Source organism: Wolbachia endosymbiont (group A) of Cydia amplana (genome assembly GCF_964028495.1).
Classification (GTDB): domain Bacteria; phylum Pseudomonadota; class Alphaproteobacteria; order Rickettsiales; family Anaplasmataceae; genus Wolbachia; species Wolbachia pipientis.
In genome coordinates this window covers 63,206-77,347 of sequence record NZ_OZ034792.1, presented here as the reverse complement: position 1 = coordinate 77,347, position 14,142 = coordinate 63,206, and the positions used below count along the sequence as shown (strand labels likewise).

Below are 14,142 nucleotides of genomic sequence, written 5' to 3'. Positions count from 1 at the left end.
GTATTAAGGATAATGGAGGCATATATGTTAGATAGTAATGAAACTGTATCTTTGATTGTTGATCAAAATATTGCTGCTGGTAGCGTATCTGGGTCAATACCGAATAAGGATAAATGTAGGTACGTCACTCTTGATGATGAAGAAACATGGAAGAGGTTCTTTGTAGATCAGAACAACCCTTCTACGAATACTACTAATAAAGTAATAGTGAAACCTCATGTTCATAAGAATAGCGATGGTATGTATAGATATACTGCTGAGGAGACCAAATATCATGGTCGGGAAATTGTAGGCAAAGCTGCTAAACAAATTGAAGAAGAGATATCTAAAAATATTGATGCAAAGCTTATAAAATTAAGAGAAACTAAAAATATAGATAACAGTGTTAAGCCTGTCATAAGAATTGCGCTGAACGATTATATAAAAGAAGTAAACTTGCATGATATTCTAAGTGGTAATATGTGCAAAAAGTACGATGTAAAGACAGTTACGTTGCTACTACCTGACCAAAAAACAAGGGGGGTACGTTGCCAAATTGATAAGGATGGGGCAAGAATTTATGAAGTGGCTAATGGATCATATCAAATGGCTCTAAAGTGGTATGTTGATGGACAAGAATGCAAAATTAAAATCCTCATTAGTGATGATGGTACTATAAAGCCCATCGAGGGTAATGGCGTAACTGAAGAACAGTTACGTGCAAACCAAGAAGTAAAAGTGGGAAGGCAATATGAAGCAAAGCCTTTACATGAAGCATTAGCATCACAATTGCCACAAACACAATTACAACAAAGTTCTGAAGAAGTAAAATCTTGGAGCAACTTTCAACAGATGTAACAGAGAGCACAACACAAAAGCATCAAGCTCCTGCTGCTCAAATGAGTAAGTAAGAAAAAACAAAAGTAATAATTAGTATAAGTTGCTTGCACCTGCAAGTAACTTATACTCTTATAATGAGCAACATAATACTACCAAGAAATTTCTACGAGCGGCCGACCTTAACTGTAGCTGGAGAGTTATTGGGAAAAGTCCTTAAATTTTCTAACTTTAGTGGAGTAATAACCGAAGTTGAAGCCTATATAGGAATGAATGACCCAGCTTGTCACGCGGCAAGAGGCTATACTAATCGAACTTCAGTAATGTTTGGTATGCCGGGATTTTCGTACGTATATTTTATATATGGGATGTACTATTGTCTAAATATTGTAACAGAAGCAGAAGGATTCCCAGCAGCAGTGTTAATACGAGGATTAAAGCTCATTGAACCGCTTGAAGCAAATTTAGGTGGGCCAGGAATATTGTGTAAAAGATTAAATATTACAAAAGAACATAACAAACAGGACCTTACTATAAGCCACAAATTTTGTGTTTATGAATCTCACCTCAAACCAGATTATATTTGCACCCCGAGAATCGGAATTAGTAAAGGCCAAGAGAAATTTTGGCGGTTTAAGATCTGAGCTCCAGTGATCTTACGTAGATTATTTGCCAATCGGATAATCACCAGTGAAACAAGCATCACAATATTGTGGTGTAGCATTGTTACGCACCTCTCCTTTAACAGCCTGATATAGTCCATCAATACTCAAGAAGGCTAGGCTATCTACTCCTATAACTTCCTTAATTTCCTCTACAGATTTATTTGCAGCAATTAAATCTTTGCACTCTGGTGTATCTATTCCATAAAAACAAGAATGCTTAATTGGTGGGCTTGAAATTTTGAGGTGAATCTCTTTTACTCCTGCATCCTTTAGCATAACTATTATATTTGTTAACGTACTACCACGCACTATACTATCATCTATTAAAATTATGTTTTTACCTTTCAAAGTGTGCTTATTAGCATTGAATTTTAATTTTATTCTAACTTTACGTGCTTCAGCGGTTGGTTGTATAAAAGTTCTTCCTATGTAATGATTACGAATTATTCCCAGTTCCATAGGTAATCCTGAATGCTTTGCATATCCAATAGCTGCAGGTATTCCAGAATCAGGTATTGGTACAACCATATCTACATTGTTTTTTGGTGGGCTCTCTTCTGCAAGTATTTTTCCTATTTCTTTTCTTATATCATATATGGACCTATTCTCCATTATGCTATCTGGTCTTGAAAAATAAACGTATTCAAAAATACAAAAACTTGATTTTTGCTGTGGGAAAGGAAATGCTGAAGCTAGATTACCATTTCGATCAATGGTGACTAACTCACCTGGTTCTATTTCTCTAACAAACTCTGCATTTACTATATCAAGAGCACAAGTTTCAGATGCAAGAACGTAAGAACCGTTTAACTTTCCTAAAACAAGAGGCCTGATTCCAGACGGATCACGTACTCCAATAACTACTTCTTGATTGATTGCCACAAAAGAATAAGCACCTTGTATTTGCTTTAATGCATATATAAAACTCTCTAAGAAGCTATCTTTTTCACCGCTTGCTGTCAGATGCACTACTACTTCTGTATCAATATCTGACTGAAAAACGCACTCTTGTTTAATTAATTGTTTGCGTATCGGAGAAATATTAATTAAATTACCATTATGTGCTATGGCAAAATCCCCAAATTTGCCACTTTTGCCAAACATGGGCTGCACTCCAAATTTACTACCACTTGTTGAGTATCGAACATGACCTATTGCACAATCTCCAGGTAAGGATTTCTTTATTTCATCTATATCATCAAATACGCTGCTCACTTGACCTTGAAAGTGATAAGAGTGCAGCTTATCGTTGTTACTGGTTGCTACGCCAAAAGACTCTTGACCTCTATGCTGCAAAGCGTGGAGAGCAAGTATAGAGTTAAAAGCAGCACTTTGGTTGCAACTTATGCCAAATACCCCACACTCCTCACGCATTTCATCTAGCATAAAAACTATTAAGTAAAGTTTAATTTTACTTTAGCATAGGTAAAATACAAGCATTTTGTTGTTCATCTGCTTTTATTGCCAGCAATAATCCTATGCATATCAAGCTTGCAGCAGTTGTACTTCCTCCATAGGAAAGAAATGGCAATGGGTCGCCTATCACAGGTAAGAGGCCCATTGTCATTCCGATGTTTATAAAAAAATGAGCGCTAAAAAAGGCGAAAATGCCGATAGATACCGACTTAGAAAAATAATTTTTCGACCTATAAGCGATAGAGAAAATTATGCCAAGTAATGAGGTATAAAGCAAAATTAAAGCCATGCTACCTAAAAAGCCCCACTCCTCACTCAGCACTGCAAAAGCAAAATCTGTACGCTTTTCCGGCAAAAATCCAAGTTGAGTTTGACTTCCGTTAACAAAGCCCTTACCAAGCAAACCTCCTGAACCAATAGCTATCTGAGATTGCTGCGCATTATAACCTATCCCAAGTGGATCCACTGATGAATCCAAAAACGACAATATCCTTTGCTTGTGATAAGGACGTAAAAAAGGCCAAATAGCCGGTACTGCAAAAATGCCAAGCGTTCCACATATTACCGAATGAGATCTTTTTATTATTGCTGTGAATATAATTGATATCCCTATAAATAACATTATCACAGCTGTGCCTAAATTAGGTTGCTTTAACACCAAGAACACGGGTAAGAAAATAATTATAAGTGCCTTAAGCAATATTTTAAATTCCATCATTTTATATACACTCTGCTTATCAAAATAGCGAGCAAGCGCAAGTATTAAGCCTACTTTTGCAAATTCTGATGGCTGCAAACTAATTGATCCAATTCTTATCCACCTTGTTGCACCCATTATGTGTGAGCCAAAAAAATTTACTGCTAATAGCGAAATCGCTGCTGCTATATAAAAAAAGTAGGCGTACTTCAAGTAAAAATCTAGCTCTATGAATGACATAGCTATAGCGAATAGGAAAAAGAAGGAGAATATGACCAGTTGGTGAATCGCAAATGGCACCCACTTTCCTCCAGCAGAAGAGTATTGAACAACAATGCCAACGCAAAACAGCGCTATCACGTTAATGACTAACAACCAATGAATCTTCTTCAGCCTATCCACAATAAAGACCTTATAACCTTAAAGTATAGTAAAATATGAAACAAAGATAAAAATCAAAAAACCAACTTCTCAACTACTAACCGAATTGAAGTACTATATATTCCAGTTACTACTGTTAAAGCTGCCATAAACAATAGACAGAAAAGCATAGGAAATGGCACATCATTAATTTTGTCCGGTGTCATTCCAGTGCGTGACGTTGCATCATTTTCAAAATACATTTTCTCTACCATCTTCCACATATATATCAATGCAAGGAAAGAGCCAGCAGCAAATGTTACAAGGGAAATCCACGCATGAGATTCGATAATTGCTTTCATTATATACCACTTGCTTATAAAGCCATTTGTTAAAGGCATACCGATTAATGCTAAACTGAATAGAGTGAACGCAAGTGCTGTATAAGGCATTGATTTCTTGAGTCCCGATAAATTCTCTATTTTTGTTGTATCAAATTTGTAAGAAATACATCCTGCAGCCATAAATAAAGATGTTTTTATTATGCTGTGGTTTACTATGTGAAGAATTGCTGCAAATACACCTGTTTTTGAGTTAAAACTCAGTGCTAAAATTATATAACCAATTTGGCTAATACTAGAGTGAGCAAGCAGTCTTTTTATGTCTTTTGCGGTTATTGCAAATATCGACCCAAATACAATAGCGCAAAGTGCGAGGATAATTATCACATTGTCCAGTAGCGGCTTAAACAAGAAAAAATTTTGATGAAAAACAGTATAAAAGATTCTGATGAAAACATATATCATCACTTTTGTCACTGTGCCTGAAAAGAATATGCTAATGAAACTTGGCGCCTCACTATATGCATTAACCAGCCACCTGCTTAATGGAAACAGTGCCATTTTGATTGAGAGACCAACAAAAATGAACAACGTGCCAAGTTTTATGATGTTGTTATCGTATAATGGAACTATTCTTTCAGCCATGTCAGACATATTGAGCGTTCCAGTCATTGAATACAAGAGCCCGATGCCAAATAAATAAAATGTTGCACCTATTGTTCCACTAATTAGACATTCAAATGCTGCAACCAAGGCTTTTTTATCCCTTCCCATTGAAACTAATACATAAGAAGAAAGAGATGAAATTTCCAAGAAAACGTAAAGGTTAAATATGTCGTTTGTTACTAGAATCCCGAGCAGTCCGCTTAAGCACAGTAGAAATAGAGAGTAAAAACCAGTGATTTTGTTTTTGCTAATCTCTTTTTCGTTAATATAAAAGCTATAAAGCACACTAATCAGCGCTATAAAATTCACTAGGGTTAGAATTAAGGAATTTAACACGTCGATTCTTAACTCTATTCCATACGGAGGAGCCCAATTTCCAAGGTGATAAGTTATAATTTCACCTTTATATGTTTTAATGAGTAGTATTGATGAAATGATAAGAGTGATTGTTGTTGCAATAAAAGAAATAAACCAAGATACCTTGTGTTTCTTGGCAAGAAAGCAAAACATTGATGCAATTATTGGGATAATAACTTGTAAGATTGGTAATTGCATTAAATTGTTGTTAATATATCGTTAAAGTATTAGTATATATAATACTTTTTGTTTTAATACCCTTATGTTATCTAAAATTTGTAATGCAATAAAACGCCTATTACGAAGAGAAGATAAATTTGTAGGAAGAGATGAAAATGGAAATTCTTACTATGAATCAAGTAAAGGAAAAAGGTGGGTTATGTATAGCAGTGTTTCTGAGCCTACAACAGTGCCTCCGGAATGGCATATATGGCTTCACTATACTGATAATGTAGTACCAGTTAATAATAAAAAAAGAAAAGTAAAACATACTCCTAATTTAACGGGTACAAAAGATGCATACTATCCAAACCAAAAAGTGAAAAATTACTATAAAAGCTGGAGTCCTGATAACTAAAGATGCGAAGGTCAAATATACTTGAAATAACCGCTGGATTATTTGTATTAATTTTTACTATTTTTCTGATTTTCTTTGCTATTGATAAGCTATCTTACATAAAGAAAAACTATAAGGATTGCTATAAAATATATGGTCTTTTTGCTAACGCTAACGGTATAGGAGTTGGTGATAGTGTCAAGATCTCTGGTGTAGATGTTGGAAGCATAACTGGTGTATCACTTGACAAAGCTACCTACGTAGCACGAATCGATATGTGTATAAGCAAAGACATAAAATTGCCAATTGATAGTTCAGCTCTGATCACTAGCAGTGGAGTTGTTGGCAGTAAATTTGTTAATATATCACCTGGATCAGATATTAAACTAATCTTGCATGGTGGTAAAATAGAGTATACTCAAGCTGAAGCAAACATGGGTGGAATAATGGACAGAATTCTTGGTATGTTTACGAAGTGAAAATGGCAGGATTCCAAGTGTACCCGTTCAGGTGAAGCCTCCTGTAGTTCTAAAGTATTTAAGGAGTTTACCTTATTTCTTGCCTTTTCTACCGCTTGCTTTGGGGTTTATAGTATAGAAAGTGCCTTAACAGTTGCAGTGCATGTCTATTAATGATAAAATGAAGATTAATTCATTTTGATATTATGATTGGTTTACTGTTTGCCGTACTATTGTTCCTCTGTGGTAGTGATGCACTTGCAAAACAGGAGCCACGTTCAATAGCTGGAGATAATCACATAAAGGTAATAAATTATAACCCACAGGCTATACATAAGTATACGGGTTTTTATGGTTATCAGTCCAGTATATTGTTTGAACCAGGGGAGATAATACAAAACCTTTCAATGGGTGATTCAACTGGTTGGCAACTTCTTCCTCAAGGTAACAGATTGTTTATTAAGCCCATAGATGATATTGCTGATACTAATGCAACTATAATTACCAATAAAAGAGTTTATTACTTTGAACTTCATGCTGAAGAAGCAACTGGACTAGATGATCCAAGATTAGCATATGAAGTAAGGTTTCTTTATCCACTATTTAGCAGTGATGAGATTTACACAACAAATAACGGTGATATCTTCGAACAAGCTAGTCATACCATTATTCCTGATATCAATGATATTGAAGTTGTAAAGAAGGGATTAAATTTTAATTATTCCATCTCGCACGTCAAAGGTAGTCAGTCAATAATACCAATTAAGGTTTTTGATGACGGAAAATTTACATATCTACAATTCAATAAAATAAACTCTGATTTTCCGGCAGTTTTTATGGTTGATTCTGCAGGATATGAGTCTTTAGTAAATTTCCGTACAGTTGATAACTACCTGATAATCGAAAGGGTAAGTTCAGTGTTTACCTTAAGGAATGGATCGAGTACAGTTTGCCTATTTAATGAAACCATACCTTTCAAAAAAGGGTAAAGGCTATAATGCCCGAGATATGGGTGCAAAATTTTTTCTATGATGTTCTGTAATTCCATAAAGGCCAATAGCGTTAAGGTGCTCTTTTGTCCCATATCCTTTATTTTTATACCAATTATATTCAGGATGCTTATTGTGCAATTCTTGCATAAGCCGATCTCTCGTAACTTTTGCAACGATTGAAGCTGCTGCAATTGATGTACTCAAATTATCACCATTTACTATGGATTTCACTTGCCATTTCACTTCAGGTGGTTGATTACCATCAACTAGCACATAATCTAATTCTAGGTCCAAGTCTATCAACGCACGTTTCATTGAAAGTTTTGTTGCTTGCAAGATATTGTATGAATTTATTTCTTCTACGCTTGCCATTCCTATACCAAATTTTGCAACGGATATTATTTTTTCATATAGGACTTGCCTACATTGAGGAGTCAACTTTTTCGAGTCGTTGATTCCATCAATAATTGTATTTCTATCAATAAACACTACGGCTGCGGATATTACTGGACCAGCTAGCGGACCTCTTCCAACTTCATCCACTCCTGCTATCACTCCTGATAATTTATTTTCTAATGTAAAGTCTGGGTATTTCATAGGTTTTTATAATAAGAAAGTTATAGTAAAAACTGAACAGATAATAGAAATTATCCAAAATTTCATAACGATTACATTTTCTGACCATCCCTTCTTTTCAAAGTGATGATGCATTGGTGCCATAAGGAAAACTCTTTTTCCTTCTCCATATTTAAACTTTGTATATTTAAAATATGATATCTGAATAATAACAGATAGAGTCTCTATTACAAAAATTATTCCAATAACGGCAAAAAGCATTTCTCTTTTAATTAGGACACTAGTTAACCCTAAGGCTGCGCCTACCGACAAGCTACCAACATCACCCATAAATATTTTTGCTGGATGTGTGTTAAACCACAAGAAACTTAGAATAGCTCCTATAAATGCAATGCAGAATAAAGTAATATTCATATCTGCTTGAGTTATATATGCAATTAGCCCCAAAAAAGCAAAGGAAGTGATGACTTGAGTTGCAGCAAGGCCATCCAAACCATCTGTGAGATTCACAGCATTAGAAGAGCCGACAATTACAAACGCAGCAAACGGAACATATAGATAGCCAAAATCTATTATTACTCCTTTAAATAGGGACGTTTTTGTAAAACATTCAGCAGAGTATAGCTTAAGTATAAACACACCAACCAGAGCAACAATAAACTGAATAAGTATTTTGGTTTTTGCACTTAAACCTCGATAGTGATTTGTCTTCAATTTTAAATAATCATCAATAAATCCAAGTAGAGCAAAAAATAGAGTTATCAATATCAGCAGCAAAATTTCTGGTGTTAACTGAACCCAGAGTAAAATTGGTAATAAAGAAGAAGTCAGTATTATTATTCCGCCCATAGGTGGTACATTCTTTTTTGTTATTAAATGACTTTCTGGTCCACATGATCTAATTGGTTGCCCATCTTTGCTTATTTTTTTTAGAAGCTTTATAAAATAGGGAAAAAGAATAAACCCAAAAACAAATGAGGTAAAAAATACTTTTGTAGCTAAGATCATCTGCTTACTTAAATTGACTGAGTGTCATACCACCTATAGCTAATAAAGTCAATTTCTGTCATCCTATAGCCTGACCCACAACTGTACGAACATTGTGATTTGGGCCCATCAGTAGGGTGTCATCCCAGTCTGGAATGGCTTTGTTGCATCGCTCAAGTGAAAAGAACTGGCAGTTACTGACAAAATTCATTATAAATAGCCATTTAACTGTTGAAGAAAAAATATGCCACAAAAAATGAGAGTCAGTAACTGCCATGAATATAACAAATTTCTCCAAGAAAGAGGAAGCATTTTTTGTTATATCAATGACGCCATAGAAAATTGGTACGAGAATTGTCCAAAAATGCAGGGCGGCAACTATATTTATAGTGATAAAGTTGTGATTTTGGTGCATATAATCGTCAGTTTCTTTAGAATTGGTTTAAGACAAACAGTCGGGTTTATAAAAGGGTATTTGCAACAAATAGGAAGAGATTTGGCAGTTATCAGCTATTCACAAGCATCAAGAAGGTTTAAGAAACTTAATATTAAGATAAATGATTGCAGAAAATAATATGGAAGATATCGAAATTGCTATAGACAGTACAGGAATTAGTATATACAACAACACTCCTGGTCACAGCAAGGAAAATAGCACTGACAGAAAATATCGTGGCTATGAGCAAACGAGAAAATTGCACGTAATGTTGAATATAAACAACAAAAAAGCCATAGCTGTAAAATACAGTAACGGTGTCTACTCTGATCACTATGGAGCTTGTGATTTGCTAAAAGAAGTTGATTTTCAGCATGCCATAAAAGCACTATATGCAGATAGAGCATGTGATAGGCACAAGTTTTATAAGTTGTGTAACGAATATGATATAAAGACAAAAATTCCACCAATAAACAATGCGGCAGAACATCCAGAAATAGATTATATGTCTGACAGGAATGCTGCTATTAGGTTAATAAAATTATACGGTGAAGATGGCATGAAAGAATGGAAAAAAGAAGTAAATTATGGGAAAAGATCTTATATTGAAGGGTTTTTCTCAAGATTAAAGCAAATATTCGGATTTAGTTTTAGGAATAAATCTGAGATAAATCGAGAAAAAGAACTGCTAATCAAATGCTATTTGCTTAATAAATTCACTGATATTGGTATGGCTAAATTTGAGATAGTTACATGAATTTACCATAAATCACCATCTCATAAAGTGTGATGCAACAAAGCCATCCCAGTGTCATGCTACTTGGATGACAAGAAGAGGGTACTTGGATAAGAGGCATTGCCCTCCTGGTAGGCCCAAATTGCAATGTTCGTACAGTTGTGGATTTCTCATCCGCTAACAAGCAGCGAGATGACGAGGTCTTTCGATAGTAAATCTTACCTGTGTTAGCTATACCAAAAAATCAAAAGTCGTATTTATTCATTAATAAAATCTTTGTCTTCTCCTAAAAATTAGTTAAAATGTAGAATATTTTGTGTTATTAAGTTAGCACTTGACTTAACTTTAGTTGTTACTTAGACTGCTAAAGTGGAATTTTAATTTTTTTTACGAGGACAATTATGCATTATAAAAAGTTTTTTTCAGCAGCCGCTTTAGCAACGTTGCTAAGTTTATCAAACTCTGCTTTTTCAGATCCTGTTGGTCCAATAAGTGATGAAGAAACTAGCTACTACGTTCGTTTGCAATACAACGGTGAAATTTTACCTCTTTTCACAAAAGTTGATGGTGCTACAGGTACTAAAAAGAAGACTGCGGATACTGATACAACTACTGACCTTTATAAAGCTTCTTTTATGGCTGGTGGTGGTGCATTTGGTTACAAAATGGACGACATCAGAGTTGATGTTGAAGGGCTTTATTCGCAGCTAAGCAAGGATACACTTGATGTAGCTCCTACTCCAGCAATTGCAGACAGTTTAACAGCATTTTCAGGATTAGTTAACGTTTATTACGATATAGCAATTGAAGATATGCCTATCACTCCATATGTTGGTGTTGGTGTTGGTGCAGCGTATATTAGCACACCTTTGGCAACCGCTGTGAGTAGTCAAAATGGTAAATTTGCTTTTGCTGGTCAAGCAAGAGCTGGTGTCAGCTATGACATAACTCCAGAAATCAAACTCTACGCTGGAGCTCGTTATTTCGGTTCTTTTGGTGCTCATTTTGATAAAGATGCTGCTGCAGCAAGCAAAGACAAGGGGGAACTCAAAGTTCTTTACAGCACTGTTGGTGCAGAAGCTGGAGTAGCGTTTAATTTCTAGTCTATCTCAGTCTTGTTATCCCAGTGGGTTTTTTCTTGTCATCCAAGTAGCATGACACTGGGATCTAGAAAAAAGAAATGTGGATTCCAGTGTCAAGGCACTGGAATAACACTATTTGCTATGTGTTTAAGCTATAACGTTTACCATTGTACTGGTAGAATATCATCTAAAGTTACATAATGTTATCCAATTAGCTAACACTGCGGCCTACTGTCTCCAAGAAATTAGATGGAAAATTTGTACTTTTTTCAAATCAAAGCTTGAATTTTTGCTGGAAAATCAATATATTATATGCATGAAGTTTTAATTTAAGTTGTTATGTTGACCCCAATGGCAAGCTTATGTGTCGATAGCAGAACCAATCTCATGCAATATATTGCTAGGGTGCGAAAATTTCCCATGCTGTCTCAAGAGGAAGAAGTACAACTAGCAAAAAATTGGAACCAATACAAGGATATTTCTTCTGCTCATAAATTGATTACCAGCCATTTGAATTTGGTAGTGAAAATTGCAATGAAATTCAAAAATTATGGACTATTGTTGATGGACCTGGTCATGGAAGGGAATATGGGTTTAATGCATGCAGTAAAAAAGTTTAATCCTGATTTAGGGTTTCGTTTTTCAACTTATGCAGTGTGGTGGATTGAAGCTTCAATAAAAGACTTTATATTGAAATCTTGGTCATTTGTGAAAATAGGCACAACGCAAGCACAAAGAAGATTATTTTTTAGTTTACGTAAAATAAAAAAAAGAATTTTACAGTATACAAACAGAGAAACTTTAAATAATGAAGAAATAAAAGCAATATCTAATGAGCTTTCTGTATCCGAAGGAGACATTATACAGATGAATTACCGTTTGGCTTGTAAGGATCAGTCGCTAAACGATTGCATAAAAATAGGTGATGACTCTAAAAGGGAGCTACAAGATATGATCCCATGTAACTTGGTCAGTCAAGAAGTAACTTACCAAAATCATGAAGAGAAAGAATTAAAAGAAACAATTTTAAACAATGCACTAGCAAGTCTCAACGAAAGGGCGAGAGACATTTTTATCAGTAGATATTTGTCTGAAAACACTCAAACTCTGGATGAACTTAGTAAAAAATATTGTGTTTCAAGAGAAAGAATAAGGCAGTTGGCTGAGCAGGCGATGGCTAAGGTAAAACAATATATACAATCAGAAAGTTTGAAATTTGGTTTGCATGCGTAGTTTTTTTATATTTCTAATATTTTTTTCAATAGGCGCTTTTGCATCAGTTAGTGATGTGCAATTGAAGGAAAAATATAAAGATTGGCTCGTGTATACTGCATTGGAAGATGGAGAGAAGGTATGTTATATTGTATCCTATCCTAAAAAAAAAAGCGAACATTATACAACCAACCGAAAGCCATATGTAATGGTTAGTTATGTTGATAAAAAAGCAGATGAGGTAAGCGTTACCTCTGGTTTTCAGTATGATAAGGAGCCTGTAGCTCTCAATATCGACAAAAAAATTAAATATACACTGCCTATAATACAGGGAAGTTTTGCGTGGGCAGAGCATACAAAAATAGATCAAGATCTCATTCTAAAAATGAAGCAGGGATTATCAATGGTAGTGAATGGGAAAACAAAAACAGTGACCATTGATGATACTTATTCCCTACTTGGGTTTCAAAAAGCGTATCAAAAAATGCATGATTCATGCCATACAAAGTAAATTATTGTAACAGAATACCCAGCTATAGTATAAAATAGACTACTCTTTCAATGAATAGCACTTTACTTTATATGGAATGCGGATATCATTTAAAATATATTTTTGAGAGTTAGTAATGTCAGAGGTTGCAGGTGTAGACACAGAAATCAAAAAGCAAAATTCTGTGTGCGAGCAGATGCGTTTTAGCGTGAGCCGCACAAGTCTTTTAAATACATTATCCAGAGTAAGTGGAGTGGTCGAAAGGCGTAATGCAATAGATGTTTTGGCATGTATAAATATCAAAGCACAACATGGCAGCATAAAATTAATGGCAACTGATCTTGACATTTCAATGTTTGCCTCACTTGCTGCAACCGTATTAACAGAAGGAGAAGTAAAAATTTCAGCGCATACTTTACATGACATAGTGAAGAAGTTACCCGCTGATTTGGATGTCAATTTTGAAGTAAACAACCAAGGAAAATTATTGATGTCTTGCGGAAATGCAAACTTTTCTTTACCGAATGTAGTTTCAAGCAGTTTTCCTGCTCTTGAAGAAGACAATTATAAATATGATTTTACTCTACTCAATACGGACCTGATAGACTTATTAACCAAAACAAAATTTGCTGTATCACTAGATGATACAAGGTATAATTTAAATGGAATATATCTACATACAGATGAGCAGTTTCTGTACTGTGTTGCAACTGATGGCCATCGTTTATCGTGTATAAAGAGGCCAAAGCCTGGAAATATCAATGGCGAATTCGGTGTGATCATTCCACGTAAAACTGTTATGGAGTTGTTAAAAATATTGGACGATTGTAATGAAATTAAAGTAAAACTCTCAGACAGAAAAATCAAGTTTACATGCGGTGAATATATTCTAATATCAAAATTAATAGATGGAACTTTTCCAAATTATAAAGCAGTTATTCCAGCATCTCAAGATAAGCATATGATTATTGAAAGTAAAAAACTTTCAGATGTTATAGATCGAGTTTCCGTTGTTGTATCTGATAAAGTAAAATCCATTAAATTCTCACTACAAGAAAAGCTGCTAACTCTGCATTCAAACTCCCAAGAGTGCAGTGATGCAACTGAATCCATAGAAGTGGACTACAATGAAGCCCCTATAGAAATAGGGTTCAACTCGCGTTATTTGCTTGATGTTCTATCTTGCATAAAAAATAAATGTAAGTTTAGCTTAGCCGATGGTAATAGTGCTACAATTATCACTGATGAAGATGATTCAAATGTATTATATGTAGTGATGCCAATGAGAACTTAAACTCG

The 14,142-nt window shown here is 34.8% G+C and carries 16 protein-coding genes; 11 read left to right on the top strand and 5 right to left on the bottom strand.

What is annotated here, in order from left to right:
- The first annotated feature begins 24 nt into the window (after nucleotides 1-24).
- Together ABWU40_RS00380 and ABWU40_RS00375 are read left to right on the top strand one after the other, a co-directional pair.
- Nucleotides 25-837, top strand: coding sequence for a hypothetical protein (locus ABWU40_RS00380; RefSeq protein ID WP_015589388.1), 813 nt, complete (start codon nucleotides 25-27; stop codon nucleotides 835-837).
- 116 nt (nucleotides 838-953) lie between these two features.
- Entirely contained in the window at nucleotides 954-1,460 is a 507-nt protein-coding gene (locus ABWU40_RS00375) for a DNA-3-methyladenine glycosylase (RefSeq protein WP_141456676.1), read from the top strand.
- Nucleotides 1,461-1,481: 21 nt separating this feature from the next.
- Here ABWU40_RS00375 and purF read toward each other — a convergent pair whose 3' ends face one another.
- The 3 genes from purF to ABWU40_RS00360 are packed head-to-tail and all read right to left on the bottom strand — an operon-like array spanning nucleotide 1,482 to nucleotide 5,516.
- A complete protein-coding gene (purF, locus tag ABWU40_RS00370) occupies nucleotides 1,482-2,867 on the bottom strand; it encodes an amidophosphoribosyltransferase (RefSeq protein ID WP_353279191.1) in 1,386 nt (461 codons plus the stop codon).
- Nucleotides 2,868-2,892: 25 nt separating this feature from the next.
- Nucleotides 2,893-3,996 carry a rod shape-determining protein RodA gene (gene rodA, locus ABWU40_RS00365; protein ID WP_141456677.1) on the bottom strand — a complete coding sequence of 368 codons (1,104 nt, stop codon included), beginning with the start codon at nucleotides 3,994-3,996 and terminating at the stop codon, nucleotides 2,893-2,895.
- Between the two features lie 53 nt (nucleotides 3,997-4,049).
- Nucleotides 4,050-5,516 carry a proton-conducting transporter membrane subunit gene (locus tag ABWU40_RS00360; protein ID WP_015589384.1) on the bottom strand — a complete coding sequence of 489 codons (1,467 nt, stop codon included), beginning with the start codon at nucleotides 5,514-5,516 and terminating at the stop codon, nucleotides 4,050-4,052.
- Between the two features lie 64 nt (nucleotides 5,517-5,580).
- On the opposite strand from ABWU40_RS00360, the gene ABWU40_RS00355 reads away from it, so the two are divergent.
- From ABWU40_RS00355 to virB9, 3 genes are all read left to right on the top strand, one after another.
- Nucleotides 5,581-5,895 carry an NADH-ubiquinone oxidoreductase subunit NDUFA12 family protein gene (locus ABWU40_RS00355; protein ID WP_007548590.1) on the top strand — a complete coding sequence of 105 codons (315 nt, stop codon included), beginning with the start codon at nucleotides 5,581-5,583 and terminating at the stop codon, nucleotides 5,893-5,895.
- A gap of 2 nt (nucleotides 5,896-5,897) precedes the next feature.
- Complete coding sequence (gene mlaD, locus ABWU40_RS00350) at nucleotides 5,898-6,353, top strand: outer membrane lipid asymmetry maintenance protein MlaD (RefSeq protein WP_007548591.1); 456 nt, start codon at nucleotides 5,898-5,900, stop codon at nucleotides 6,351-6,353.
- Nucleotides 6,354-6,538: 185 nt separating this feature from the next.
- Entirely contained in the window at nucleotides 6,539-7,321 is a 783-nt protein-coding gene (virB9, locus tag ABWU40_RS00345; protein WP_015589382.1) for a P-type conjugative transfer protein VirB9, read from the top strand.
- Nucleotides 7,322-7,324: 3 nt separating this feature from the next.
- On the opposite strand, the gene ABWU40_RS00340 is transcribed toward virB9, so the two are convergent.
- Nucleotides 7,325-7,921 (bottom strand): ribonuclease HII, encoded by a 597-nt coding sequence (locus ABWU40_RS00340; RefSeq protein ID WP_015589381.1) that lies wholly within the window; start codon nucleotides 7,919-7,921, stop codon nucleotides 7,325-7,327.
- Between the two features lie 6 nt (nucleotides 7,922-7,927).
- Nucleotides 7,928-8,908, bottom strand: coding sequence for a phospho-N-acetylmuramoyl-pentapeptide-transferase (gene mraY, locus ABWU40_RS00335; RefSeq protein WP_007548592.1), 981 nt, complete (start codon nucleotides 8,906-8,908; stop codon nucleotides 7,928-7,930).
- A gap of 223 nt (nucleotides 8,909-9,131) precedes the next feature.
- On the opposite strand from mraY, the gene ABWU40_RS00330 reads away from it, so the two are divergent.
- From ABWU40_RS00330 to dnaN, 6 genes are all read left to right on the top strand, one after another.
- The gene (locus ABWU40_RS00330; RefSeq protein WP_141456678.1) at nucleotides 9,132-9,461 is read left to right on the top strand and encodes a transposase; all 330 of its coding nucleotides are present in this window, start codon (nucleotides 9,132-9,134) and stop codon (nucleotides 9,459-9,461) included.
- Nucleotides 9,445-10,080 carry a transposase gene (locus ABWU40_RS00325; protein WP_081600764.1) on the top strand — a complete coding sequence of 212 codons (636 nt, stop codon included), beginning with the start codon at nucleotides 9,445-9,447 and terminating at the stop codon, nucleotides 10,078-10,080. The genes ABWU40_RS00330 and ABWU40_RS00325 overlap by 17 nt, the downstream gene beginning before the upstream one ends.
- 380 nt (nucleotides 10,081-10,460) lie before the next feature.
- Entirely contained in the window at nucleotides 10,461-11,162 is a 702-nt protein-coding gene (locus ABWU40_RS00320) for a P44/Msp2 family outer membrane protein (protein WP_353279190.1), read from the top strand.
- Between the two features lie 318 nt (nucleotides 11,163-11,480).
- Nucleotides 11,481-12,374: an RNA polymerase factor sigma-32 gene (locus ABWU40_RS00315; RefSeq protein ID WP_015589362.1), complete on the top strand. Its 894-nt coding sequence runs from the start codon at nucleotides 11,481-11,483 to the stop codon at nucleotides 12,372-12,374.
- On the top strand, nucleotides 12,367-12,864 hold the full coding sequence (locus ABWU40_RS00310; protein WP_015589363.1) for an invasion associated locus B family protein: 498 nt from the start codon (nucleotides 12,367-12,369) through the stop codon (nucleotides 12,862-12,864). The genes ABWU40_RS00315 and ABWU40_RS00310 overlap by 8 nt, the downstream gene beginning before the upstream one ends.
- Nucleotides 12,865-12,979: 115 nt before the next feature.
- Complete coding sequence (gene dnaN, locus ABWU40_RS00305; protein WP_041573541.1) at nucleotides 12,980-14,137, top strand: DNA polymerase III subunit beta; 1,158 nt, start codon at nucleotides 12,980-12,982, stop codon at nucleotides 14,135-14,137.
- Nucleotides 14,138-14,142: the final 5 nt, after the last annotated feature.

Coding starts and splice junctions, on each gene's coding strand:
- ABWU40_RS00380 (WP_015589388.1), top strand. CDS start 25: ATGTTAGATAGTAATGAAACTGTATCTTTGATTGTTGATCAAAATATT.
- ABWU40_RS00375 (WP_141456676.1), top strand. CDS start 954: ATGAGCAACATAATACTACCAAGAAATTTCTACGAGCGGCCGACCTTA.
- purF (WP_353279191.1), bottom strand. CDS start 2,867: ATGCTAGATGAAATGCGTGAGGAGTGTGGGGTATTTGGCATAAGTTGC.
- ABWU40_RS00360 (WP_015589384.1), bottom strand. CDS start 5,516: ATGCAATTACCAATCTTACAAGTTATTATCCCAATAATTGCATCAATG.
- ABWU40_RS00355 (WP_007548590.1), top strand. CDS start 5,581: ATGTTATCTAAAATTTGTAATGCAATAAAACGCCTATTACGAAGAGAA.
- mlaD (WP_007548591.1), top strand. CDS start 5,898: ATGCGAAGGTCAAATATACTTGAAATAACCGCTGGATTATTTGTATTA.
- virB9 (WP_015589382.1), top strand. CDS start 6,539: ATGATTGGTTTACTGTTTGCCGTACTATTGTTCCTCTGTGGTAGTGAT.
- ABWU40_RS00340 (WP_015589381.1), bottom strand. CDS start 7,921: ATGAAATACCCAGACTTTACATTAGAAAATAAATTATCAGGAGTGATA.
- mraY (WP_007548592.1), bottom strand. CDS start 8,908: ATGATCTTAGCTACAAAAGTATTTTTTACCTCATTTGTTTTTGGGTTT.
- ABWU40_RS00330 (WP_141456678.1), top strand. CDS start 9,132: ATGCCACAAAAAATGAGAGTCAGTAACTGCCATGAATATAACAAATTT.
- ABWU40_RS00325 (WP_081600764.1), top strand. CDS start 9,445: ATGATTGCAGAAAATAATATGGAAGATATCGAAATTGCTATAGACAGT.
- ABWU40_RS00320 (WP_353279190.1), top strand. CDS start 10,461: ATGCATTATAAAAAGTTTTTTTCAGCAGCCGCTTTAGCAACGTTGCTA.
- ABWU40_RS00315 (WP_015589362.1), top strand. CDS start 11,481: ATGTTGACCCCAATGGCAAGCTTATGTGTCGATAGCAGAACCAATCTC.
- ABWU40_RS00310 (WP_015589363.1), top strand. CDS start 12,367: ATGCGTAGTTTTTTTATATTTCTAATATTTTTTTCAATAGGCGCTTTT.
- dnaN (WP_041573541.1), top strand. CDS start 12,980: ATGTCAGAGGTTGCAGGTGTAGACACAGAAATCAAAAAGCAAAATTCT.